The organism is Haladaptatus salinisoli (assembly GCF_020614375.1).
GTDB lineage: Archaea > Halobacteriota > Halobacteria > Halobacteriales > Haladaptataceae > Haladaptatus > Haladaptatus salinisoli.
In genome coordinates this window covers 317009-342236 of sequence record NZ_CP085328.1, presented here as the reverse complement: position 1 = coordinate 342236, position 25228 = coordinate 317009, and the positions used below count along the sequence as shown (strand labels likewise).

Genomic DNA, 25228 nt, shown 5'->3' with positions numbered 1-25228 from the left:
GATTACTCACCCTCGAACTGTGGTTCGCGGTTCTGTCTGAACGCCGTCACACCCTCGAGCATATCGTCGGTCGTCGCCAGCACGGCGAACGATTGCTTCTCCATCGCGAGAGCGGCCTCGAGACTGGCTTCTTGGCCGTCCTGAATGACCCGCTTGGCAGCCTTGAGTGCGACCGGCGGCCCCGAGACCAAGTCGTCGACGATCTCGCCAACGAGATCCTTGAACTCCTCGTCGGGGACGGCATAGTTGACGACGCCCCACTCCTCGGCCCGTTCGGCATCGAACTGCATCCCTCTGTACACCATCTCCTTTGTCCTGGCCTCACCGATGAGGCGGACGAGACGCTGAGTGGCACCGCCGCCGGGAATCACGCCAAGGGTCGTCTCCGGCGTCCCAATCGTCGAGTCCTCGGTCGCCACGCGGATATCGCATGCGAGGGCGAGTTCGAGGCCGGCTCCCAGGCAGAAGCCGTCGATCTTCGCAACCGTCGGTCGAGGGAACTCGTAGACGGTCTGGAACATCTCGTCGACATCCATGATCTCCGCGGGTTCGCCAGCGGTGAAGCCGGTGATGTCGGCGCCGGAACTGAACGCGCGTTCGCCAGCGCCGGTGAAAACGACGCACGAGACCTCGTCGACCTTAACGTCGGTCAGGAGCCGATCGATTTCCATGAACATGTCCTCGGACATCGAGTTCATCCGCTCCTGGCGGTCGAGGGTAATACTGAGGACGCCGTCGTCGTTGAGCTCCCATTCGAGATAGTGGTAAGGTGGATCGACGCGGTAGTCGAAGAAGCCCTTTCCAGCGTCATCACCGGTAAAGCCCTCCTCGACGAGTTCGACGAGGTAGTTGGCGGGCTCGTAGCGCTTCTCGCCGTACTCCTCGTGCAACGATTCGAGTTTCTCGAGGACGACGTCGAGGCCGATACGGTCGCCGCGCCTGCACATCCCCTCGGGGAAGCTGCCACCAAGCCGGAGACCGATATCGATCTCTTCGGGCGTCGCGACATCGTTACCGACGAGCCAGGCGGCATTGTTGATCATCACCGCCTCAGTGCGGAGCGCATCGTAGCCACCGGCATCCTCCGGCTCGTAGTCGACGCCGTTACCGTCCTCGTAATCGTAGAACCCCTTTCCGCTCTTCTTACCGAGATCCTTATTATCGACTTTCTCCTTGATGATTGGCGGGACGGGCTGATCGGACTCATCGCGGAAGTGGTAGGCGATATCGATGCCGCCGAAGTCATTGAGTTCGAACGGGCCCATTGGGTAGCCCCGCTCGTAGACCATCGTCGCGTCGGCTTCGCGAACCGTCGTCTCGCCGTTCGAGAGCATCCACCCCGCCTCCTCCATGAAGGGAACGAGGACGGTGTTGACGACGAATCCGTGGACGTCCTTGCGGACGTAGATCGGCGTCTTGTCGACCGACTCGACCCACTCGTAGGCGAGTTCGGCCGTCTCGTCGGTCGTCGCTTCGCCGTAGATCACCTCGACGAGATCCATCTTTACCGGAGGGTTGAAGAAGTGTAACCCGACGACCTGCTCCGGCCGATCGGTCGCCGAGGCGATGTCCGAGATCGAGAGGCTCGAGGTGTTCGACGCGAGAATCGCGTGGTCGGGCGCGTGCTTGTCGACCGTCGATAACGTGTCTTCTTTGATCTCTAGCTGTTCGGGAACGGCCTCAATGACCAGATCCGCGTCGGAAACGGACTCTTCGAGGTTGACCGACGTCGACACCCGATCGAGGATCGTCTCGGCATCTTCGTCGAGTCGTCCCTTCTCTTCGAGTTTCCCGAGTGACCACTCGATCTTCTCGTATCCGTCTTGGACTAGCTCCTCCTCGATGTCGCGTAACACTACTTCGTACCCAGCCATGGCCGATACTTCTGCGATTCCGTGCCCCATGCTTCCGGCACCGAGGACGGTGACACGGTCTATGGTCTCCGGTAACATCATTCAAGAGATTGTTCACGGTACTTTTGAACATTGTGGTTAGAGCAGTTTGTTTCCGCGAAGACGCCTCTTCTTGCAACGAATGTCATCAGACTTATAGCTACTCCGTAAGATATATATTTCACCTCATCCCGTTAACCGGTAGGATGCGGCATACTAGCAGACGACACGTCCTCAAGCGTATCGGAGCGGCAGGTACGATAGGTATCGCTGGGCTCGCGGGCTGTTCCGGGAATTTCTCGAACGGCGGTTCCAACGGCGGGGGAGCCGACGGCCCATCGTCGTTCACCGTCGGCGTTATGGGGCCGCTCAGTGGCCCGTTCGCTGGGTGGGGTCAGGCTGAAATCGCAGGTGCAAAACTGGCGAAATCAGATCTCGAATCTGAATTCGACGTCAGCATTAACCTCGTGCAAGGAGATACCGAAACGGATCCGAGCGCTGGACTGAAGCGAATAAAGAGCCTCGTAACGAGGGATAACGTCGACTTCGTGCAGGGCGGCGTCTCCTCCGCAGTCTGTACGAAGATGGGTACATGGGCATCCGACAACAGCGTCTCGTACATCGCCTCAGGTGCTTCAGACACCCTTACCGGATCCGCGTGCAAGAAATACATGTACAGCGTTTACTCCTCGAACACGATGCAGGTTCAAGCAGCAGCGCCGGAGATGGCCAAAGAAGCCGACAGCTGGTATCTCCTCTACTCGGATTACACATGGGGCCACACGGGTCAAAAGGTGTTGACGAAAGCCCTCGAAGAGAATGGTGCCTCGGTCGCCGGAAAAGACGCCGTTCCGTTCCCCGCCGATGACTTCACGCAGTACCTTAACAACGTCGCCAACTCCGATGCGTCGGGTGTCGCCCTCATCAATCCCGGTCTAGACGCACGATTGGCGATAAAACAATTGATGAATAAGGGAATGCACCAAGATTTGAAAATAATGGCCCATCAGTTCGAAGATCTCGTCCTTTGGGGTCTCAACAAGGAGGCGGCGGCCGCGCTCGATGTCTCGCCGATGGGATGGTACGCGGGCGTCAAAGGGACCGACAAATTCAACAAACGCATAACGAAAAAAAGCGGGACGGATCCCTTTGTCCGCCACTATATGGGATACACGTCACTCGACCAGCATGTCCGGGCCGCTATTCGCGCAGGTGCAAAAGACGCAGAGGCGATCCGCAAGGAACTAGAGGGTCACAAGGTTTCCAGCTCCGCTGCCGATCTTCAGCCGGGGAAGTGCTACTGGCGCGCCTGTGACCATCAGCTTATTCAGCCAGTACACACTGTCACCGGACGGTCAGTCAAGAAGATGCAAGACGATCCATACAAGCTTTGGTTTGACATCAAATCGACGACGCCCGGAGACAAACTCGCACGAGCCTGTGAGGCGACCGGATGTTCATTCTAGTCCCGTATTCGATTCATCATGAACCGTAGATTGCTCAACGGTCAGCGTTTGTACGGACTCGAAGTCTCTCCTCTCGGAGTAGCTGCCAACGTCTTCGTCGGAGGGCTTCTCGTACTATCACTCGTCGACCATCCCGGACTGTTCGTCGACCAAGCCATCGGCGGTCTCGTTTACGGGATGATTCTCGTACTCATTGCGTTGGGATTGTCGATAATCCTCGGCCTCCTCGGAATCGTCAACTTCGCACACGGAGCATTAGTGATGCTCGGGGCGTACGTCACCTTCGAAATCATGACTCAAATAGGGTTATCATTCTGGGTTGCTCTCGTCATCGCCCCCATCGTCATCGGATTCGTTGGTATCATCATCGAACGGGGTGTGTTGCAGTTCGTCTACGATGAAGATCCTCTCGTCGGCCTTTTGGCCACGTTCGGTCTCTCGTTGATGTTCACAGAGCTGATTCGGGCCCTTTGGGGTGGCGGGCCGAAAGGTGTTCCACTACCACGGGCACTGAGTGCGAGCGCGGACCTCGGAGTAACGACCGTCGCACGCTTCCGGCTTTTTACCGTTTTCGTCGGTGCACTCACCGTCTTCGCCGTATACCTCTTCATCGAACGAACGTCGTTCGGTCTCTCGGTTCGGGCGGGAGTGCTAGACCGAGAAATGGCGGAGTTTCTCGGTATCAATATGCCGATTCGGTTCGTGGCAATGTTTTTCCTGGGATCATTTATTGCCGGTCTCGGAGGTGTTCTTCGAGGAGCGGAGGTCGGCATGGATCTCGGGATGGGTGAACACTTCATCATCCTCGCGTTCGTCGTCGTTGCCGTCGGTGGCATAGGAAGTCTATTTGGGAGTGTCTTCGCCGGACTCCTCATCGGAGAGGCTCAGTATCTAACTCCAGTCGTCCTTCAAACCTTGGCGACTGTGACCGGAATCCAATGGCTCGCCGTTCCCGGTATCGACGGCCTCGTCCCGTATCTCGTGATGATTGTCGTCCTACTCGTGCGTCCACGTGGACTCTTCGGTCAGGAGGGATTCCTCGAATGACTGACGAACCGCGGACGAACGAGACGATCAAGCGAACAGAAAAGGGCTTCGACGTATCTTCGATTCGACGGTTTTCGGTTCCTATCGGACTCTTTCTCATCGTGGGTCTTTTGCGTCCGTTGGTGAGCCATCCGTTGTTACTGGGCTACGGACAGATCGCCACCACGATGCTCATCTGGATGCTATTCGTCGCCTCGTTCAATCTCCTGTTGGGATACACGGGGATGCTCTCGTTCGGTCACGCTATTTTCCTTGGTGCCGGTGCCTACGGAGTGGCCATTGGTATCGCCAAGTTCAGTGCTCCGTATGCCATCGCTGCGCCGGCTGCCATCGTCGGCGCTGGCGTGATCGCCTATCTCATCGCACGACTCATCGTCAGCAAAGGCGAGATTTACTTCGCCATGCTGACGCTCGCGTTTGCGAAAGCCGTTCATTTCCTCGCTAATTACAATCCAATGGGTCTCACCGGTGGTGCACAGGGTCTTTCGGGGGAGACGCTCCCTGCTTTCATCCAGACCTACCGAGGCCAAGTGCTCGTGAACCTCAGTGGATTTTCCGTCAGCTGGTACTACGTGGTCGGGCTCGTCTTCCTCGTCAGTATGCTCGCACTCTGGCAGATCGTCCGATCGCCATTCGGCCGATCGTTGGTCGCGATCCGCGAAAATGAGGAACTTGCGCTGGCGATGGGGATGAATACACGGCGGTACAAAGTGTGGGCGTTCACACTCAGTGGAGTATTCGCCAGTCTTGCAGGTGCACTCATCGAGATTAACAACCAAGGTGCATCGCTGTCGTTACTCTCCGTTCAGACTAGTGGTGATGCCATACTAATGACCGTTCTCGGAGGTGCAAACTACTTTTTTGGACCTCTCGCAGGCGTGTTTATGTGGCTATTTGCCGAGGATTATCTTACCAATTTTGAGACGCTCTACTTACCGCTAGCGGAATTCTCGGTCGTAAGCGTTGAACTTTCAGGTTTGTTGGATTACTGGCAATTCTTACTTGGGTTACTTTTCGTCATCGCGGTTCTCGTCTCACCACGTGAGGGGTTGTGGGGGCTGACAAAGAGCGTTATCGAATCAGCGTACAACTGGCTCAGGAGTCACTAATGACAAATACCACCATCGACACCACGGCTAAACTCAACCCACGCGACGCAGTTCTTGGAACGGTCAGTCTCACTCGCCGGTTTGGCGGTGTAACTGCCGTTGACGAGGTCAACCTCGCCGTTGAGCCCGGAGAACTGCATGCTATCATCGGTCCAAACGGGGCCGGGAAAACGACGTTGTTCAACCTGATCACCCACGTTCTTGCCCCAAGTGAAGGGTCGGTCTGGCTTGAAGGACGAGATATCACCAATCTCCAACAGGAGCGACGCCCACACTTAGGACTCGCGCGATCGTTCCAGTCTAATCAGCTGTTCAACGACCTCACGGTCCTTGAGAACATTCGCGTCGTCGCCCAAACTACTCGAACCGGTACATTCCGGCTCGATCTATTCCGGGATGGCGAACGGCTCTGCGAGGATAAAGCCTACTCTACCCTCGAACGCGTCAATCTCGAGGATCTTCACAAGGAAAAGGCGAGGAACCTATCGCACGGGGACCAGCGACGGCTCGGTATCGCGATGGCGCTCGCAACTGAGCCAAACGTTCTTCTGCTCGACGAACCGACCAGTGGGATGGGGCCGAACGAAACACAGGCGACGGCGGATCTCATCGCCTCGCTCCAATCGGAACTTGACCTCACAGTATTGCTCATCGAACACGACATGAACATCGTCCTCTCAATGAGCGATCGAATCTCGGTTCTTAACCAGGGAGCCATCATCGCCACCGGTTCTCCCGATGAAATACAGGGGAACGAGGACGTTCAGAATGCGTACTTAGGCGGTATGAAGGAGGAGCTATGACGTTACTGGAACTTCGAAATCTCACGGCTGGCTACGAAACAGGTCAGATTCTCTTTGGGATCGATCTAGTCGTCGAAGAAGACGAAATCGTTTCACTGCTTGGACGTAACGGAGCCGGAAAGACGACGACGATGCGCTCCATCGTGGGGGCTGATGAACCAAATGTCAGCGGCGGTTCAATCCTATTCGATGGACAGAATTTACTTGAACGACGTAACTACGAGATATCTAAACTGGGACTTAGCTTCGTTCCGGAAGGACGACGCTGCTTTCGGGAATTAACTGTCATCGAAAACCTCGAGCTTGCGGCCAACTACGCTTCGAACCCGCTTCCTCTTGAACCAGTGTTGGAACAATTTCCCGAATTGAACAAAATGGAAAACCGGCAGGCGAAAAATATGAGCGGCGGTGAACAGCAAATGCTCGCAATTGCCCGGAGTCTTGTCACCAACCCACGGATGATGCTCCTCGACGAACCCTGTGAGGGTCTTGCACCGTACATCGTCCGGCGTATCGAATCCATCATCGAGAATATTAATGCTGAACAGGGCATTACAGTACTACTTGTCGAACAGAACGTGGCGGTTGCGCTTGCGGTCGCTGATCGTCACTACATCCTCGACGAGGGGCGCATCGTCGAAGAAGTCACGAGTGAGCGCCTCCACGAGGATGATACCCTTCGTCAAAGATATCTTAGCATCTAAACCACTGTTCGAGAGGTGGAGGTCTTTCGTTGTCCCAAAATTATTTACTCAAGATTCTCATCGTATTCCGTGATGCCCCTCTTGGAGAACATCTCAACTTCTGAACTCCGGGATGTACCTGATGCAGTGGACGACGTGCACCCAACGAAGTAGCTCATGATCGCGATCGCCCACAAACAAAGCGTTTCTCAGACGGACTTAGCCAAGTTGTACGGGACTCCCTAGGAAGACCATTTATAATTGACTTCTCCACCTTAAGGAAGAGCCAATCTACGACGCAGCTCGAAATAAGGAACGCTCGGGTCGGTCATCGAAATTCGATTGTGCGGAACAATCTAAAGTCACACAAATACTACGTGAACCATCTGTAAACGTTGGCTACACCGCTATAGAATGAAGTCTTCCACTCGTGCTCTGCATTTGGACGAACAGTTCAATATTACCAATTCGCGTACGAGTGCCCACCGACTCTTTCGAATTGCGGGTAAGTTATTTTGAAACTCTTAGCCATCCCTGGACGATGGAGCGACATAACTGCTCTAAAATCCGGACGATTATCACCAGCTCGAATCGTACGTTTGACAACGGGTGCTGGACGCCATTCAGTCCTAGCTTGGATCTCGCTGGTTTGTACCAATTTGATCATGTTAATACATGCGATGATATTAATTTAGGTCAACTAGAACAGTAGCATTTGCCAGTGCTGGTTTGTCATACATCGGCACTAATCGACACACCAGACGAACATCACTGACTAAGAGAGATGAAAGGGATGACCGTGAGCATCACAGCGTTCGTTACGAGCGTCCGAGCTAGGTTGAAGACCTCTTTAATTTTCGCAGCCTTCTAATCCCCCCGCCAATAGGCACGTGAAGTCATCGCCAGCTGTGAGCGCTCGTGGACTTCGTTTGCGAATGCTTTGGTCGTCTCGATTCCACCGATGGCGTTCTGGAGGTGAGTGTTCGGCGTTCCGACTGTCGACCGTCGGTCGTCGTATCGGGCTTAATCAATCGTTTATCCATGAATTGGCTTCAGTAGCACTGAATATGTTTGTTCTTAGCTGCCAGCCGTCGGAACCCATCTGGTCTGAGCAATAGAGCGTACTTTTAGTGATAATCTCGAAGTAAAGAGTCTTAGTTGATCACCATTATGCATTGAGCGCAGCGGTCGCAACTTCTGAACCGATAAAAAAACTCGAAATTGTTAGCGGAAGGTCAGAAACAAAGCGCTCGACTGACTTGTGAGCGTCATGCTCGAACCAAACTTTTGCGATGGTTCGAACCTCCTCTTTGAGAGCGCCAAGTGAACTTCGATCCACTCAGTCTCATGCATCGAGATACTCGGTCTCAACTCATGATCCGTCATCCCGTCCTAATAACCACCACTTTGCGCGTTGCCACGCGGGAGCATCTTGCCGCTCTAATCGCCGCTCTTGAAGGGATTTTTCACGTTCAACATACCGAGTGAGCTGCTGATTCTCCTCACGCTGTTCAAGGATCTGGCGTTTTTCACGGCGAACTCGCTCTAACTCGGTAGTAGATTCGTCTAACTCATTTTGAAGTCGGGTGATTTCATCTTGCAGTCGGTCGAGTTCAGCGTCAACTTCATCCGGTTCATGACGCGACTCAATGAGATTTCGAATGTACTCAGCGCGACTCACTCCGTGATCACTGGCCTCGTTATCCAACTCGTCAACTTTCTCTTCTGCGAGCCGGACAGTGACGTTTTTCCGGGATTGCCCCTGTTGAGTCATCGTCTCTCGGTAGTGACTCACGTCCAAGTCACAAGTAAGTCAGTCAGACGTCTGTGCGACGTATTTCGAGTGGAACACCGTCAATGAGAATATAAATACTGCTTTTTGCTAGATGGGTATCCAATTCGCGATAGAGTGCTGAGTGACAAAGGCGCTGATGGTTAGTATAATGTCCTAACTTTGGGTTCTGATGTCCTTTTGTCCTGTTGAAACCCTCATCGGCTAACTTACCGGCATCAAGTAGATTCTAATTAGAATTTCGTTCCCTAAGGGACTGGCGTATACTGACGGTGTCCTCAGAACCATTTCCCGCACCACCGTCCCCTCTCCAACCGCTAAACAAGGCTGTACTGTGTGCCAGAACTGCAAGAAAGCTTCCGTATCAAATTGTCACAGTCGTCGGTAGAAGCGCCTGTGTGATGACCGTCGAAGTATGGGGACAACGATAGTGAACCGTCGAGGTACTTCGACGAGTGCACTTACAATCGCAAATCGTTGCAACAGATGGGAATCCATGATATGATATCGGATGAAGAACGAACCGGATTGGGGTTGACCAGCTTCGACGCCGCGCAAGTGGATTTCCTCATCCCGAGGCATACCTGCGTACGGTGTACTACACCGGCCGTATGTCGGACAGAGAGCGCACCGAATGGGCGTAGAACTTCTCATTGTACCCTGCAGGCGTTGGTACTGTGCGTGAGCCGTCGCAACCACGGAATTCACTTGACTCTGCATCTCCTACCATCAGTATGGGAGATGGCCACTCGCAGGTGGCACAGAAGGACAAGTACGTCGCCATCATCGACCAAGACAAAGTCACCGACGAGGTTCGGAACATCGCACTGAAGTACGATCCATTGAATCGTGCTGGCCGACGCGAAGGGTTTCACGTGACGGACAATGGAGAACTCCACATCGACGACGAAGCGGTGATAGAAGAGCACAAACTCGTCGCAAACAAGATTCCGAACAATGCGATTAAGATCGTTCGCCTGCCCGCTGAGCGGGGCGAGCTGGTGCACCAGTACGGCGAAAACGGATTTCGGCTCTACGAGTTGCCAGCTCCGGTCGAGGGCACCGTTGGCCTATTGGGACGGAACGGCATCGGGAAATCGACCGCGCTCCGTATCCTCAGTGGCACGCTAAAACCGAACTTCGGGGGCGTCAGTGATGAGCCAGACTGGGAGACTATTATCCGCGAGTTCCGGGGGACTGCCGTTCAGAATTATCTGGAGAAGCTTCGAGACGGCGGGGTCTCGACGGCGTACAAACCCCAGCAGGTAGACCGGATTCCTGACCGTTACGAGGGGACTGTTCGGGAACTCCTGATTGACCGCGACGAGCGGAACCTGCGCGACAAGGCCATCGAACGACTGAATCTCGACCACATCGCCGACGCTTACGTCGATGATCTTTCGGGCGGCGAGTTACAGCGCGTCGCTATCGCGGCCACGCTCGTCGCGGATGTGGATGCGTACCTGCTGGACGAACCGTCCTCATATCTTGACGTCGGCCAGCGGTTGAGCGTCGCACGGGCACTCGAAGAGTTCGTGGAGGGCAAAATGGTTCTAATCGTCGACCATGATCTCGTCACTCTCGATGTCATTTCGGACAACGTTCACATCTTCTACGGCGACCCCGTCGGGTTCGGAGTTGTCTCGCAGCCACTCTCGGCGCGGCGCGGCATCAATCAGTTCTTAGAGGGGAACTTACGGGGCGAAAACGTCCGAATTCGCGACACCCCTATCGATTTCCTTCGCCCGTTCGTGCGACAAGATGCGGATGAGATCCCCGTTCTTGAGTTTCCAGCACTAACGAAAAGGTTTGAATCGTTCTCACTCGAAGTTGAATCGGGAACGATATACGGGGAGGAAATCCTTGGAATCTTTGGTCGGAACGGTTTGGGTAAGACGACGTTCGCCAAACTCCTCGCGGGGGCCCTCGAACCGGACGAAGGTAGGGTGGACGCGGACATCAGCATCTCATACAAACCACAGTACCTCGACTCATCCTTCGACGGGACAGTAAGAGAACTGTTCGGTGGGCAGGTCGACGTGTATACGCGGGCGTTCGAAACGGAGATTCAGCAGCCATTCGACCTCGAACCGCTGTTCGACCTTGTCGTTGGCGAACTTTCGGGTGGCGAATTGCAGCGTGTCAGCATCGCGCTCGCGCTCGCGAGGGACGCCGACATCTACCTGCTAGATGAACCGACTGCGTATCTTGACGTCGAACAGCGAATGTCGTTTGCAGCTACTCTCCGTCGGTTCGTCGCCCGAAACGGAGCGCCGTGTCTCGTCATCGATCACGACTTGCTACTACTAGATTACGTCTCGGATCGGGCCATGGTGTTCGAGGGTGAATCAGGTGTGAGCGGTGTCGGGCGGTCGCCGCAGTCCGTGCGCAAAGGTATCAATCGGTTCCTGAAAATCGTGGACGTGACCTTTCGGAAGGATCCGAACACCGGCCGACCACGGGCGAACAAACCCGGCAGTCAGAAGGATCGCGAACAGAAGGAGTCGGGGAACTATTACGCAGTGTAACACCTAGAAATTTTGGAGACTTCTACTCCCAGCGCTCGTCGTCATGTCCTTTCGAGGGTACTCCAAAATCATCTGAGTACCGATGAAGTCGAAGGACAGCTACTCACGATGCTCTTTGCAGGCTATGAAACGACTGCGGCCGCTCTTGGGTTCGCCTGGTACGCATTGGCCCAAAATCCAGAAATTCAACAGGCATTTCACGAGGAACTCGATGCGGTACTAGGCGACGACCCACCGACACATGCGGACATCACTGACTTGGAACTCATACAGCGGATTATGACCGAGATACTTCGTATGTACCCGCCGGTACACACTATCCCTCGCCAAACAACACGGGATGTGGACGTCGATGGATATCAGATTCCAGCTGATACGCAAGTTCATCTCCCACTGTTAGCGATACACCGCGATGAGCGATTCTACGACGATCCTTCGACATTCCGTCCAAATCGGTGGACAGGAGATTTTGAGGACACGCTGCCTGACTACGCATTTATTCCATTCGGTGGAGGACGTCGGACGTGTATCGGGCGAGAATTTGCGACATTGGAAGCAACGCTTGTGCTAGCGACGATTGGTCAACACTGGACGCTTGAATGGATGGGTGAGGAAGCGGTTTCAATTGAGCCTGAAATGACGATGAAGACAAAAGATGGGCTCCCAATGCAACTTCGACCGCGGTAAGCATATTCGCTGGCTCTTCTATCGGTAGATTCGGTCGCTATGTGAGAAAGACCTATTAACGATCACTAGTCCTCTCACATATGAAGACAGAAGATAATGAGGTGGCAGAAGAGACAGTACTCCCAGATGAATGTGTAGCGAGATTCGAACAGTTACTAGATGAAAAATCCGAGTTGGAGCTCACGGAGACAATGGCCACGGTCTGTGGAGTCCATATAGCAGTATTCCGTGTATACCTCACCGTTCTCGACCATCCCCATAGCACGATCGCTGAAATCGCCGAACTTCTCGACCGCGATCAGAGTACCATTGGGAAACAACTGAAACCGCTGTATGAACAGGACTTGGTCACTCGGTATCCGCGCACTGTTACTAGTGGTGGTGCCAAGTATTTGCATGTCGCTCAATCACTCGCAGAAACCACAGAGTGGCTACAGCAAGAGTTGGATAGATGGACAGCCTCGGTAATGGCCCAACTCACACAGCTTCACGTGACCTGATCATTGAACTACCAAACAACCTGCTAGCGGTGAATCGAAATACATCGGCATGACTCAAGCCGACGCTGATGTTAGTATAGTATACTAACTCAGGGCCTCGGAGCCACTGGCGGTTGTTCTTCTAGTTGTGTCGAATCGACTGCTGGTTTCGAGGATGCGTGTGCAGGCTCGGAAGCCTGCTGACCTGCAACGTCTCGACATCTCTCAGAACACTGGACGCACATGGCAGTTTAAGGGAGTCCTATTCATTCTATTCATACTATTCAAGCTATTCAAACGAGTTATCCTATTCAAGCTATTTAAAATATTCGCACTATTCGTCCTTTCACAACTTCGTTAGATCCAATAATCCGACTTAGAAACCCTTATTCTCGCACTGAAAAAATAGTAGGCTATTCACCCGATTCAGGAATAGCATCGTATCGGGCCTGCTCAAATCGTTCGGCTACTTCATCAACCAAGTCTTCCTCAACAACCGTGCGTAGCAAGGCGTCCGTCATCTCACGAACAACGATATTCTGATAGCCGCGGATACTGAGTTCACGCTCTAGTTCATAGTTCAACCAGGAGTCGAAAGTCTCGATCGTTTCATCACGAGCGTAGAACGGCCGCTGGCTAGCTGCCTCATAGGAAAAGGCAGTATCCTCCATTGGGTCTCGGTCTTCGTCGTTGTCCTCATCCTGAGTTACGCTCTGCCCGGATGTTGAACCGGTAGTCGTCTCAGCCATTTCCTGTGATGACACAGAATCGTCTTGCTCATTTGTGCCATCCAGGGTCTCACCAAGATCGGCAAATGGGTCATCGTCACTCATTGCGAATCACCTCGCCAGCCTCAACAATATGCGCAAGTTCGTCGAAACAGGTCAGTTGGTCACACTCGGGGTCGTAGTCCAACAGCGGTTGTCGTTCGCCGTATGCTTTCGTGATACTGGTTCGGTCGCGGATACCAGGTGTGGGCTTACTGTCGCCCGCGTCAACGGCCTCCCAGTCCGTGATTCGCGCAAAGTTCGGAATGCGGTCTTGTAGGCTGGCGTGGGAGTTCAATCGTTCGAGCAGCTGCCGATCCTGCGTCTGCTGGTCGATACGACCGTTCAGCATATTCGGGACGAGCGCAAGGACGTCAACGTCCATGTGTTTACGCAGCGGGGCAATCTGACGCTCGATGGTGCGTTCCAGCCCAGACATAGCCTCGTTTCCAGGTGCAAGTGGAAGAACGAGATTGGATGTCGCGACGAGTGCGTTGTCGGTCAATCGCGAGCGATAGGCAGGCGAGTCAGTAACGATATAGTCGTACTTGTCACCAAGCAGTGGGTCGACGACCTCACGCTGTAACAGTGCAGAGGGTTGGAAGATATCGCCCACGACGATTTCTCGCTCAACCTGCTCGAGATTTTCGCTCGAAGGAAGGATATCGAATTCGTGGTCGGTATCGTAGATGACTGACACAGGATCCGCATCGTCGAAGAAGACATCGCCGATACTCTCATCCGTGTCGTGATAGTGGTCATCGAACCCAAGACCGACCGAGGCGTGTCCATTCGGGTCGAGATCGATGAGGAGGACATCGTGATCGTGGGTAGCCAGCTGACGCGCGAGGTTCACCGCGATGGTCGACTTCCCGACGCCACCCTTCAGCATACAGACTGAGACGGCTCGTGACGTCCCACTCGTATCGATAGATTCGTACGGGCTATTTGAACTATTTATCCTATCTGTGCTATTCCTACTGTTCGATTCAGCCATGCTATTCTGAAATGGAATCCTCTCGTGACTTATACCTACGGGAAGTGAATAAGCAAAATCGTCCGAATAGCGTACTTTCTGCCGGATTTATAAATGGCATAAATACCTAAAATAGCACGAATAGCATAAATAGCCCAACCACAGTAGTTGCTATCCATCGTGGAAATAGAGTGAATAGTCTCCATAGTGTAAGTCGCGCAAATAGCATAAGGAGTTTAGATAGCATAAATAGGAAGAATCGTAAAAGCCATCAGAATATCGCAAGTGGTGAGAGCAGGCAGAGAATAGCACGAAAAAGAGGGATTGGTTAAATAGAATGCGATTTCAGAATAGAACCCTATTCGAAGATAGCAGTTGATTTCAAAATAGTACTATTCGAAGACATAGCTGGGCATTAGAACTGCGATTCAATTTGACGACGATATCACTTTTCTAGTAAGACCCTCAACCATTCCCGGATATTTGGTAACTGCCAGATGTACGAGGTACTAGACGACACTGGTGCACAGTCATCCTCGGGGTCGAGAGCGGCGACTCGATTCGCCGTCTCGCACACCACCTCCATACTCCATACGAGACGGTGCGACTGGCGGTCAATCGACTCAAAGACGCAGGATATCTCGAGTACGATGGTGGGCTTTCGGTCACCGACGACTGTTGGATGGGCGAGTACCAAGCGGACGTGAACGGGGCGATAAACATCGCAGACCGCTACCTTAGTGGAGAGAGTCGTTCCAGAGAACACCCGAACGACACTGACTCGGCTGAGGATGGGGCGCGTTTGACCGCGCCACAAGACAGCCAAGCCGATGCTGAAACTCAGCAGTTGACGCTTGGAACGTATGCGTCTTGAAACCACAGGGGTCGTTGCACTCGGCTTGAAATCCCATGGCGGAATTCCCGCGTCTTCAGGCGCGGGAGGAGGTCAAGATTTCGTCGGGTGTGAACAGGGAGATATCGTCCCGGTCATCAGCAGCAGCGTGGAGTCCGTCTGAAAATCCAGACCGGCAGAAACAGCAATAGTGGACAGGTGGCTCACCACCCCCGTCTGGCGTCCACTGAATCTGTTCCGCGCTCCGCTCGAGGTCAGCCAAATCACCCTCGGTCATTGTCCGTGATGTGTATTTACACTCACCAGCGACGAGTGTTCCATCACTCGCAAGACCGACGACATCAAGTTCGTGCTGGCGATGCCACCAGTACCCAATCCCCTGGTAGGTCTTCGGCACCAGTGACGGGAGGGCTTCTTGGCAGACAATTTCGAACATCGACCCCATATACTCGGCAAATGATGGTTCGACCAGTTGCTCGTAGGCGTCGTCACCAAGCTGAACGAGTTTTTCCTCCTGGCCGTAGACGTATCGAAACCAAAACCGGAACAGGGGTTCTTTCAAGCGATACCGGCTCTTGCGAGTCGCGTTGGGACTGTCCGTCACAGGAATATCTCGTTCGACCAATCGAAGACGGCGGAGCTTCGAGAGATAGGTGCCAAGTGTGTTCGAATCGACACCTGCAAAGTTTGCAATCTCGTTTGCCTCACGCTTTCCGGTCGCGATCGCCCGAAGGATTGTGTAGTACGTCTGGGGCTCTCGAATACCGAATTCCGTTCGAAGCAGGAACTCCGGCTCATTGTGAAGGACGCCATGTTCTGAAAGGACATGGGAGTGGATATTCTCCGGAAGCGATGCGGACGGTGTGAGTGCCCGCAGGTAGTATGGTGTCCCCCCGAAGACACCCCAGAACTGGATCGTCGTATCAGGATCATCAGTTGGGTAGAACTGGCGAGCATCTGCTAACGAGAGTGGTGGGAGATCGATCGCCGCCGTCCGTCGACCGTAGAGCGGGCTTCCACCACCGAGGACTTTCTCCTCCATGACGCTTATCGACGAGCCCACAAGGACGAGGGTCATCGCTGTGTCTTCGAGGTGGAGATCCCAGACACGCTGGATCTTCGAGGGAAGCGCATCGTCCGATTGGACGAGGTATGGAAACTCATCAAGAACGACAACCGCGTCCTCCCGGCCAAGCGTGCGCAGCAATGCCTCCCAGTCACGCTGGATATCGTCCACAATGGGGAAGACCTCGCTCGCCGTCGCAACGAAGTTAGCGAGCTGTGCTTCCGGTGTCTCTTCAGTTGCCTGCCAATAAACGGCATCGTCGGCGTCTTGAATCGCTTCACGAACCAGTGCGCTCTTGCCGAGTCGTCGACGACCGTAGATGACGAGCAGCTCGGCAGCGTCGCTTCGAAAGCGTGACTGCAACGTATCGAGTTCCGTCTCACGATTGACGAAGCGGGGTTGCACCATGAACCCACTTCGAGACGAAAGTAGATATTCCTGGCGATTATCTAAATCGTGATTTTACTAATCATGATTTTACTAATCTCGATTCTGCTATTGGCCTGATTCTCGTTTAACTGTCAGAATTGGCTGGCCCCTTGTATTTTGACTTGATCTTGTCCCCGTCTCGCCACTGCCAATAGTAGTAGCGGTTATCGTTGATCTCTTTGACCGTGATGGTAGCTTTCGAAGGAACGTCCGCTGGAAGATCGTCCGGGCGATTCATCGTCTCGTCCTCGGTTTCTTCGGATTCAGCGAGTCGCTGCTCACGTTCTTGATGTTCTGCGAGCTGCTCAGCGTAATATGCGATTTGTCGGAGTGTTTTTGGTGATTGGTCGTCGAGACCCTCGACGATATGCGTCGGGATGTCCGAGCCTGGGGATGGGTCGGGGTACGACATGGCTCCAGCCACTTCTAGTTAACCAACAATTGCAATAGGTTTGTTGGTTAAGCTGGGTTCTTACCTTCGTGATTCTCAGCCCATCGTTCCACCGTGGTGGAAAACATGACGTCTGGAGGAAGCGGAAATTAATTCCGTGTTTCTCGTTAGTGCCCAAGATATGGTACTTCTGCAGCCGCTTGTCGGTTGCCTCAAGAGATTTAATCAGTGGTTTGATTTCAACCACCATTTCGAGTCGAGTGTCGGTCTCACAGAGACGAGAACACCAACCCGTACCGGTGCTTCCAACCACGGGTTTCTTTATAACCCCCTCCCACCCCACCGTTTCCAACTTCAGCAATAGACGCGACTCAATGATCGAGGAAAACAACGGAGAAGATAACGTACCAACAACTCTGGCCCTCACTAGCCTCTCGTTTACCGCTAGTGCGGGTATGATTTTACTTACTAATAAATAAATCTTTCCCTTATAACATGCCGATATAGAACTACCCCCACTTGTTCTGCTGGTACAGTTGGAAACAGTGGGGGGAGTGTGTTTTATAAGTAAACGGCCATTTGGAAACGGTGGTGTGGGGTGGAAACGTTGGAAGCGGTGGTTTTATTATGGCTTCCCGTGAGTAAAACTCACATGGGCTACTTTGACGATGATGGATTTCTCGATGAATACATCATCAAGGATCGGAGCGTCCTGAAACCGGAATACAAACCCAAGAAACTGGAAGAACGAGACGAGGAACTCGAAGAGTATGTGAAGCTCCTTCGACCACTGTTGAAAGGCTGGGATCTCGACAATATCTTTCTCTATGGACACTCGGGTGTTGGCAAAACCGTCGCGACCCGGACACTTCTCCCCGACCTGCGAGGGACTGCAGAGGAGCAAGATATCGACGTCGATCTGCTTGAGATCAATTGCTCGTCAGCAAATACCTCGTATCAGTCGACAATCGAACTCATCAATGAGGCACGGAGTCCCGAGTACCCACTGACGACACTCGACCTAGATAAACCCGAATTAAGTAAGACCGGCTACCCCGCTGAACAGGTCTACGATGAGCTTTTCGATGACCTCAACGAGGCCGCGAACAACATCATCCTCGTCCTTGACGAAGTGAATACGCTCGGCAGTGATAGCGAACTCCTCTATCAGCTCACGCGGGCTCAAACGATGCACAAACTCGAGGCTGAACTCTGTATTATCGGCATCAGCAACGACTTCAATTTCAGAGATGATCTTCCTGCTCGGGTCAAAGACACGCTCTGTGAAACCGAGCTTCACTTTCCCGCGTACGAACAGAGCGATCTCATTTCAATTCTGTCCCGCCGAGCCGAACAAGCGTTCTATGAGGGCACGACTGAGACAGGGGTTATCGAACTGTGTGCAGCACTGGCATCTCGTGATCGTGGCTCTGCCCGTCAAGCAATTCGGCTGCTGCGGAAAGCGGCCGAACTGGCAGAGAACGAAGCCGTAGAATCGGATGATCTCGATTGCATCGAAGAGCAGCACGTCCGTAACGCTGAGGAGATTATCGAGCGAAAACTGGTGACTACTGGTATTCGAAAGCTCACCACCCATCGAAAGTACGTCTTGCTCGCTGTAACGAATCTCGCTGCCCAGGGAAAGACGCCTGCACAGACGAGGGACATCTACGAGTACTACAAAACGGTGGCTCGGGAATTCGGTCGTGACCCCCTTACTCGACGTGGAGCGCACGAACACTTACTTGAGATGTGTGATAACGGGATACTGAAAAACGTGAATCGAGATCAGCGCGGCCGAGGCCGACCAAATAAATACAAGCTCGACACGCCACTCGAAACCGTGATTGATGCGCTCGAACAAGAAGAGGACGGTGAAATTGACGACTTAGACAATCTCCGTGAACAGGCGGATAGACAAATGACGCTCGGTGAGTGAGTTGGAAACGGTGGGGTGTCTTCTTTATATACCTCGAAGTCTTGGAAAGGTTCGAAATGGTGGAATACGTGGCTCTGTTGAAACCCTTAAGCGGTGATAGGTTTCAGGAGCCGTGCTGAATACACAGCGCGAATCGGTTACCGAATTTCAGGCGCTAATGTCTCGTCCTCAAGGAGCAACGCAGGCCGGAAGCCGAGTAGCGCAGTAAGGCGGAGGTTAGCGCCTGCATTCAGCTAAACCCACCGGAAGACCCCCCATTCTGGAACGGCTGACCCGGGTTCCAGAACGGCTCGTCGCGGGAAAGATGTCTTTCTCGATTGGGGCCAGCGACAAATCGCCCTGTTTCCGACTGGTCCTGATTCCGGGGATGCCCGGGCTCAAAACAGTGACCTCCAAGAGCGTGAGGGCGACCCGCTAGGCTCCGTCGAGCTCCTCGGCCAACCCGACGATGATGCCTTCGGGGCCGCGTACATAGCAGAGGCGGTACTCGTCTTCATACTGGGCGACTTCGTCCACGAGTTCGGCTCCGTGGGAGCGGAGGCGGTCGAGGACTTCGTCGATGTCGTCGACGGCGAACATGATACGGCGGATCCCCAGGGTGTTCACCGCCGGTTCCTCGGATCCGTCGCGGGTGGCCTTGGGCGTGATGAATTTCGCGAGCTCGACGCGGCCGTGACCGTCGGGGGTCCGCATCATGGCGATGTCGTTCTGGACGTTCTTGAGGCCCACGACGCGGTCAACCCACTCTCCCTCGACGCGCGTCTCGCCTTCCAGCTGCATGCCGAGCTCCGTGAAGAACGCCTTTGCAGCTTCGAGGTCCTCGACCACGATGAGGACGTTGTCCATCCGCTTGATCGCCATAGTCCGAGCAAACTAGGTGAGGGGCGCGCAAATAGGCTTCGCTGGCGAGGGAAGCATGGCGAGGAGTTTCGTCGCGACCGTAGACGATCCGTCTGCTAAGTCGGGCCGGGCGGTCCCAGGCTCTCCTTACGCCCACTCGGGTCGGGGCATCGAAATGCCCTTGATCTATATTCAGCACGAGGTTCCTATCAGCCACTGAGGGTTTCAACAGAGCCGAATACGTGGTTATTTGGTTGGCAGTTGGAAACGGTGGGGTGTCTTGTTTATACCCTTCGAATTATTGGAAGGGTTCGAAGTGGTGGAATCCCAAATAACTTGAGGTAAGTTGGAAACGGTGGGGGGTGACTAACTTAAAGCTTGGAACATATGGTTGGGGTTGGAAACGAAGGTCTGACGTACGTCAGACATATGTTGGAAGTAGTGGGGGGTGCCCATTTATATACTTGGAAGAGACGGTATAGGGTGGTGTAACTGCTACGGAATTCGGCATTTACTTTGAGTATTCACATCATCCCCCTCTATTCTTCGAACGCCCCTTCCCATGGAACTGGTTTTATTTGTACTTCGATGCGGGGGTGTTTTCTCGAGATCGGTCATCATTGGCAATTCGATTGACCGGCTGGATCCGTCTATTCCTTAGTATATACTACTAACCGAGAACGGACGATTTCACACTTGCTCACGCCGAATCGTTACCATATCCGCCGCGATTCGCTCAGATCCCTCCGCTGCAATCACGAGCAGATTTGGCGCTGGTGTACAGGACGCTCGATCACCGACGTGAAACCCTGCCTCTGCAGCACCTGGCAGTTGGACTTGATAGCCATTCCCTGCGATTTGGAGTGAAGTATTTACAACTCGGTGAATTGAAACTGTATCGCGAGCGGCTGAGGTCGTGAGTTCGACGATATTCTCGTCGGTGATACGGTCGATGTCGACGACGAGCAGGAGACCGTCGAATGCGAACACGCGGATGTCTGCTAAACGGGTGGGCTCGTCGTCGGTCTCTTCAACGAGTCCAGCGGCTCGCGCAGGCTTTGTGACCTGGAGAGCAAAGCCATCGCCAGACCGTTTGATCTTGTTGGGCATTGATTGTTAGTATAGCATACTAACCCAAGAATATTCGCCTTGGCGGATACGCTCTCGACTCGGCGTTGTTGGTGAGAAGTGTCGGGTCCGCGAGTCCTCCCATGTATTCAGTTTCACTTCCGCTCTGGTTGGCTGAGGTCTTTGTCGGTCGGGTGCCATGCGTAAAATGCAGTCAGCGTATCTCAGCAGGCGGCGTGGGCTCCCGTACTCATCCCAACCCATCCTCCCACGCCGTGTGCTCATTCCCCTTGTCACAATGAGCTAGGTAACGTCACGAGGAGACTCTGTCCGAGGGTTTACCTATCGCGTCCTCAAATTTGGAATTACGAATGGGTCCAAATGAGACGTCGCCACTCACACCACTTGCGCAAGAGGCGCTTGATGCACTCGCGAGCACTATCCCACCTGGTGGTGAACTCACCTACGAGCAAGCCTATGCCGTTCTGGCTGAGAAAGAAGATCTTGAGCGGCCTGCTGCCGAAGATATCATCGAACGGTTGTACAATAAAGGCCATATTTACGAAGTCGAGGGAAACCTTCGGCTCACTGATTACGGCTCTGAATAGCAAAGACCATCGCTTGTATTTCTCCTACCTCATCTGACGGCTTTCATCGTGAGGCCGTGGTTTTCGGAAGGCTGAATCGGAAGCAACCAAACCGTGTGGAAGTTGCTCATGGTAGCTGGATATTTTTGGAGTGGATTAGCCCATATGTGGGCACGGTAGTTCCGTACAAATCGACCCGTTACCAGTCCAAACCAACCATTATACAGATCGGAATCATGCTTCGCTGTTGCGATCAATAGGACACAGTGTTCGGACTTGTTGACGTCAGTCATTTATCTATTGGAATATTCGGAAGCGACCCTGGCTTGCCTAAGGGTATCTCGGTGGTCGTGTCTATCTGCGATGAGCCACACCAACCAAATCGAGGCAGAATGGGACGAATATCGACGAGCGCTTCGACCGACTGATCAGGCGATCTTTGATCGACTCTTCGAGTATGCCCAGCTGCATACCGATCCCAGCACCGTTCACAAGCCTCTGTTCGTTGAAACACCGATTCTGATCTCGATATTGCTCGAACAGCAGATCCAGATCGACGACTTAGTGGATCGGCTTGACCACGTAGAAGACGACTTGAACGATCGAGGATGAGGACATGGTGTGCAAAATCGACTACGTCGACGACGACGTGCTCAGATGGTCGGTAACTGAGACGGGGGTGGAGTGTGAAGTCGATAAGTCGTATACACCGACGATCTACGTGTCGGTGCACGGTGACGGCGAGTTTTCGATAGCACGTGCTGCACTCCGTGATCATCCTGCCGTTGTTCGGGTTACTGTCGTTGATGAACGCGTGAGCTTTCGCCATAACCCCGAGCAAGTACTCCGAGTGGATGTGGTCGACCTCAGGGCGGTGAATTCGGTAGCGCGAATAGTGAGTAAGTGAGGCTCGCCTGGTAAGTATCGCTGCTATAACTTCGATTTCTCGCGGGAGTTCCGCTACTGTCTCGAAAAAGGAATCGACCTACTGCTGACTCACGACCTCTCACAGATGCAAACTACAAGAAAATGACATCACTGATAACCCATGTGCGACATTCTGATTCTTCATACGGAGACTAGCGATCCGCTGGTTTTTCTCGGCAACTTCCTGTTCGAGTTCGTCGATGAAGTCGGTGAGTATCGTTATCCAGAGGCGGTTTATGTGGAATGGCCGTCGTAGGTTGATCGACTAGAGCGTAAAGCGATTAATCCGAGTGAGCTGGTGAGTACGAATCGGGTTTCGAAAAATGGGAATATTACATGTAGTCGACATGGGGTATACATGCATTACCATCCGATACCTTGTTTTGGCGTCAAAATATCAGGTCCATAGTTTATTGGAGACTTAAACCCGATTATAAAGATATGAAATAATCATAACCGACATAATTTAGGCACTATTACTGCAAAAGAACGATTGAACAGTACCGAGAAACACCGGTCATTCCGACAGAGAATAAGTATATGATTTTACTACCACAACGATGGTTCGATAATGACATGCCTCAATAGTAAAGCAACAGGAGCTTCAAAACCGTCGCGAGTAGCGGAATCGCTACAAGCGAGATCCATAGATCTTCATTCGATACGATGATATTAACGGTTACACCCAATCCTGCAGTGGATCATACGCTCCAACTCGAAGATGACTTGGTTTCAGATACCGTTGCACGAACTGATACCGCACGGCTTGATCCTGGTGGCAAGGGGATCAACGTATCGAAATACCTCGTCGAACTTGACGTCGAAACGGTGGCCACCGGCTACGTTGGTGACTTTTTAGGGCAGTTTTTACAGACGGAGTTGGCTACGCGTGGTATCCCTAATGATTTCGTCGAGATATCCGGGTCTACCCGATTGAACACGACGATCCTCACTCCGCAATCCGAGTACAAAATCAACCAGAATGGCCCTATCATCGACCAGAGCGATGCAGAGCGTATCATCGAGACAATACGGCATCATACACCCGAGATGATCGTCATTGCAGGTAGTCTCCCCTCCGGTATCGATCCAGAAATGATCGACCGAATTGCAGATGCGGGGCCATGGGAAACCGTGATCGATGTCGGTGGCGATGTCCTTCGGGATCTGAAGGCGAGATATACTCTCTGTAAACCCAACCGTCGAGAATTAGAAGCTGCAACTGGGAGAGATGTCGATTCCCTTGATGATGCAATCGCCGCAGTTCGAAGACTCCGGGAGAACGGGTTTGAACGTGTTGTTGCATCTCTCGGCAAAGATGGAGCGATCATGGCGACTCCAGATGCTATTCTTCACACACCCGCACTCGACGTTGAAGTCGTCGACACGGTCGGAGCAGGAGACGCATTGCTTTCTGGCGTCCTTACTGAGCGCCAGAGTGGAGGATCGGATGAGGCTGCACTCCGTACTGGCGTCGCCGTTGCGTCGCGTGTGATTAGTATTTCCGGAACAAGTGTTCCAACATTTGACAACCCAGTTGCAGGCGTCGAAGAATTGCCGGTAACAGCGTATTAGAGAACGATCTAATGAGCACCTACGAAATCAATTACGGCGTTCTCCCCATCAAGCAATGATCAAAATAGGGAATATTTCGAATAGTATGGTACGAAATAATCACATTCGAAGGCATTATTGAATAGTATTATGAACGATAGTGACGGAACTCGACTATGACACGAAGCGACGTGATTGAAGGGGCACTGCGATCACATGTCACCTCTGTAAAAGAACATCTGATGACTGGGGTGTCGTTCATGATTCCGTTCGTAACGATCGGCGGAATTTTCCTCGCATTAGGATACGCACTCTCGACCTTCATGGGTGGGACAGAGGCAACTAAGACGATTTTCGATGCAACCGGCCGTCCCGACTGGTTCCTTGCACAGATCGGCACCGCCGGCCTGACGTTTATGGTCCCGATTTTGGGGGCCTATATCGCGTACGCTATCGCAGATCGTCCAGGGTTGGCACCTGGATTCCTGTTGTCGTATATCATCCAGCAGGGAACCATCCTAAAGGCCGCCGGCAATGTGATCGGCCTCCAAGGCGGCTCGGCCGGTGCAGGCTATCTCGGTGCACTCGTTGCTGGTCTTGCCGCAGGATACGTCGCTCGATGGATAAAGCAACGAAATGTTCCCGATATGATCCAGCCGATGATGCCGGTCCTCATCATCCCCGTACTGACGATGGCTATCCTCTCGCCTATCGTTATTTTCGTAATCGGGGTTCCGGTCGCCATTGCAAACGCGGGTCTGACGTCGTTCCTCCGCGGAATGCAAGGAAGCGAGGCACTGCTTGTCGGCGCCATCCTCGGTGGCATGATGGCGTTCGATATGGGCGGGCCCATCAACAAAGTCGCTTACGTATTCGCGGTCGGATTACTGACCGAGCAGATCTACGAACCGATGGCCGCAGTGATGATTGCCGGGATGATTCCCCCCTTAGGAATGGCATTATCGAATTTCATCGCTCCCCAGAAGTACACCGCTGAAATGTATGAGAACGCGAAGAGTGCGATTCCACTGGGACTCGCCTTTATAACTGAAGGTGCGATTCCCTACGGTGCTTCTGATCCGCTGCGCGTTATCCCGAGTATCGTCGCTGGAAGTGCTGTCGGTGGAGCTGCTTCGATGGCTCTCGGCATCACGATGCCTGCCCCACACGGCGGTATCTTCGTCTTTTTACTATCGAATCACCCCGGTTTATTCCTCGCCTGTGTTGCAATTGGCACAATCATTACCGCCACCATTGCGACACTCCTCAAGAGTGACTTTGAGGAAACAGTCGCTTCGACTGAGACAGCAACTTCGACACAAACAAACGATTAGTCGTTTCAAGA

General features: G+C 53.2%; 22 protein-coding genes and 2 pseudogenes. 16 read left to right on the top strand and 8 right to left on the bottom strand.

The window, feature by feature from the left end:
- Positions 1–2: 2 nt before the first annotated feature.
- Positions 3–1952 (bottom strand): 3-hydroxyacyl-CoA dehydrogenase/enoyl-CoA hydratase family protein, encoded by a 1950-nt coding sequence (locus tag LIX00_RS17365; protein WP_227355803.1) that lies wholly within the window; start codon positions 1950–1952, stop codon positions 3–5.
- Positions 1953–2098: 146 nt separating this feature from the next.
- On the opposite strand from LIX00_RS17365, the gene LIX00_RS17360 reads away from it, so the two are divergent.
- From LIX00_RS17360 to LIX00_RS17340, 5 genes are read left to right on the top strand one after another with little or no spacing between them, the layout of a single operon-like run.
- Positions 2099–3358 (top strand): ABC transporter substrate-binding protein, encoded by a 1260-nt coding sequence (locus LIX00_RS17360; protein ID WP_227355802.1) that lies wholly within the window; start codon positions 2099–2101, stop codon positions 3356–3358.
- Positions 3359–3406: 48 nt separating this feature from the next.
- Positions 3407–4405, top strand: a complete 999-nt coding sequence (locus LIX00_RS17355) for a branched-chain amino acid ABC transporter permease (RefSeq protein WP_227355801.1) — start codon at positions 3407–3409, stop codon at positions 4403–4405.
- A complete protein-coding gene (locus LIX00_RS17350) occupies positions 4402–5514 on the top strand; it encodes a branched-chain amino acid ABC transporter permease (RefSeq protein ID WP_227355800.1) in 1113 nt (370 codons plus the stop codon). The genes LIX00_RS17355 and LIX00_RS17350 overlap by 4 nt, the downstream gene beginning before the upstream one ends.
- Positions 5514–6317 (top strand): ABC transporter ATP-binding protein, encoded by an 804-nt coding sequence (locus LIX00_RS17345; RefSeq protein ID WP_227355799.1) that lies wholly within the window; start codon positions 5514–5516, stop codon positions 6315–6317. Before LIX00_RS17350 ends, LIX00_RS17345 begins: the two co-directional genes overlap by 1 nt.
- Positions 6314–7021, top strand: coding sequence for an ABC transporter ATP-binding protein (locus tag LIX00_RS17340; RefSeq protein WP_227355798.1), 708 nt, complete (start codon positions 6314–6316; stop codon positions 7019–7021). The genes LIX00_RS17345 and LIX00_RS17340 overlap by 4 nt, the downstream gene beginning before the upstream one ends.
- A gap of 1351 nt (positions 7022–8372) precedes the next feature.
- Here LIX00_RS17340 and LIX00_RS17335 read toward each other — a convergent pair.
- Positions 8373–8774, bottom strand: a complete 402-nt coding sequence (locus LIX00_RS17335; protein WP_227355797.1) for a plasmid mobilization protein — start codon at positions 8772–8774, stop codon at positions 8373–8375.
- A gap of 773 nt (positions 8775–9547) precedes the next feature.
- On the opposite strand from LIX00_RS17335, the gene LIX00_RS17330 reads away from it, so the two are divergent.
- The 3 genes from LIX00_RS17330 (at position 9548) to LIX00_RS17320 (ending at position 12507) form a co-directional block, all read left to right on the top strand.
- Positions 9548–11320: a ribosome biogenesis/translation initiation ATPase RLI gene (locus LIX00_RS17330; RefSeq protein WP_303659902.1), complete on the top strand. Its 1773-nt coding sequence runs from the start codon at positions 9548–9550 to the stop codon at positions 11318–11320.
- 12 nt (positions 11321–11332) lie between these two features.
- A complete protein-coding gene (locus LIX00_RS17325) occupies positions 11333–12007 on the top strand; it encodes a cytochrome P450 (RefSeq protein WP_227355795.1) in 675 nt (224 codons plus the stop codon).
- Positions 12008–12087: 80 nt separating this feature from the next.
- Complete coding sequence (locus LIX00_RS17320; protein WP_227355794.1) at positions 12088–12507, top strand: helix-turn-helix domain-containing protein; 420 nt, start codon at positions 12088–12090, stop codon at positions 12505–12507.
- 392 nt (positions 12508–12899) lie between these two features.
- On the opposite strand, the gene LIX00_RS17315 is transcribed toward LIX00_RS17320, so the two are convergent.
- Both LIX00_RS17315 and LIX00_RS17310 read right to left on the bottom strand, forming a co-directional pair.
- Positions 12900–13319 (bottom strand): DUF7970 domain-containing protein, encoded by a 420-nt coding sequence (locus LIX00_RS17315; RefSeq protein ID WP_227355793.1) that lies wholly within the window; start codon positions 13317–13319, stop codon positions 12900–12902.
- The gene (locus tag LIX00_RS17310; RefSeq protein WP_227355792.1) at positions 13312–14250 is read right to left on the bottom strand and encodes a ParA family protein; all 939 of its coding nucleotides are present in this window, start codon (positions 14248–14250) and stop codon (positions 13312–13314) included. Before LIX00_RS17310 ends, LIX00_RS17315 begins: the two co-directional genes overlap by 8 nt.
- 476 nt (positions 14251–14726) lie before the next feature.
- Here LIX00_RS17310 and LIX00_RS17305 point away from each other — a divergent pair.
- Positions 14727–14905: pseudogene (locus LIX00_RS17305) on the top strand (RNA polymerase subunit sigma-70); the annotation flags it as partial.
- A pseudogene (locus LIX00_RS17300) lies at positions 14900–15103 on the top strand (RNA-guided endonuclease TnpB family protein); the annotation flags it as partial. The pseudogenes LIX00_RS17305 and LIX00_RS17300, both read left to right, overlap by 6 nt.
- A gap of 55 nt (positions 15104–15158) precedes the next feature.
- On the opposite strand, the gene LIX00_RS17295 reads toward LIX00_RS17300, so the two are convergent.
- Entirely contained in the window at positions 15159–16556 is a 1398-nt protein-coding gene (locus LIX00_RS17295; protein ID WP_227355791.1) for an ATP-binding protein, read from the bottom strand.
- 106 nt (positions 16557–16662) lie between these two features.
- Positions 16663–16989, bottom strand: coding sequence for a DUF6788 family protein (locus LIX00_RS17290; RefSeq protein WP_227355790.1), 327 nt, complete (start codon positions 16987–16989; stop codon positions 16663–16665).
- 577 nt (positions 16990–17566) lie between these two features.
- Here LIX00_RS17290 and LIX00_RS17285 point away from each other — a divergent pair.
- Complete coding sequence (locus tag LIX00_RS17285; protein WP_227355789.1) at positions 17567–18907, top strand: Cdc6/Cdc18 family protein; 1341 nt, start codon at positions 17567–17569, stop codon at positions 18905–18907.
- 414 nt (positions 18908–19321) lie between these two features.
- Here the strand turns inward: LIX00_RS17285 and LIX00_RS17280 are convergent, their stop codons facing one another.
- Entirely contained in the window at positions 19322–19768 is a 447-nt protein-coding gene (locus tag LIX00_RS17280) for a VOC family protein (protein WP_227355788.1), read from the bottom strand.
- Positions 19769–20437: 669 nt separating this feature from the next.
- Complete coding sequence (locus LIX00_RS17275; RefSeq protein WP_227355787.1) at positions 20438–20857, bottom strand: hypothetical protein; 420 nt, start codon at positions 20855–20857, stop codon at positions 20438–20440.
- 329 nt (positions 20858–21186) lie between these two features.
- Here LIX00_RS17275 and LIX00_RS17270 point away from each other — a divergent pair, with 329 nt between their 5' ends.
- From LIX00_RS17270 to LIX00_RS17250, 5 genes are all read left to right on the top strand, one after another.
- Complete coding sequence (locus tag LIX00_RS17270; protein WP_227355786.1) at positions 21187–21423, top strand: hypothetical protein; 237 nt, start codon at positions 21187–21189, stop codon at positions 21421–21423.
- A 342-nt stretch (positions 21424–21765) separates the two neighbouring features.
- Complete coding sequence (locus tag LIX00_RS17265; protein WP_227355785.1) at positions 21766–22014, top strand: DUF8156 family protein; 249 nt, start codon at positions 21766–21768, stop codon at positions 22012–22014.
- Positions 22015–22018: 4 nt separating this feature from the next.
- Positions 22019–22309, top strand: coding sequence for a hypothetical protein (locus LIX00_RS17260; RefSeq protein WP_227355784.1), 291 nt, complete (start codon positions 22019–22021; stop codon positions 22307–22309).
- A gap of 686 nt (positions 22310–22995) precedes the next feature.
- On the top strand, positions 22996–23904 hold the full coding sequence (gene pfkB, locus LIX00_RS17255) for a 1-phosphofructokinase (protein WP_227355783.1): 909 nt from the start codon (positions 22996–22998) through the stop codon (positions 23902–23904).
- A gap of 155 nt (positions 23905–24059) precedes the next feature.
- A complete protein-coding gene (locus LIX00_RS17250; protein WP_227355782.1) occupies positions 24060–25217 on the top strand; it encodes a PTS fructose transporter subunit IIC in 1158 nt (385 codons plus the stop codon).
- Positions 25218–25228 lie beyond the last annotated feature (11 nt).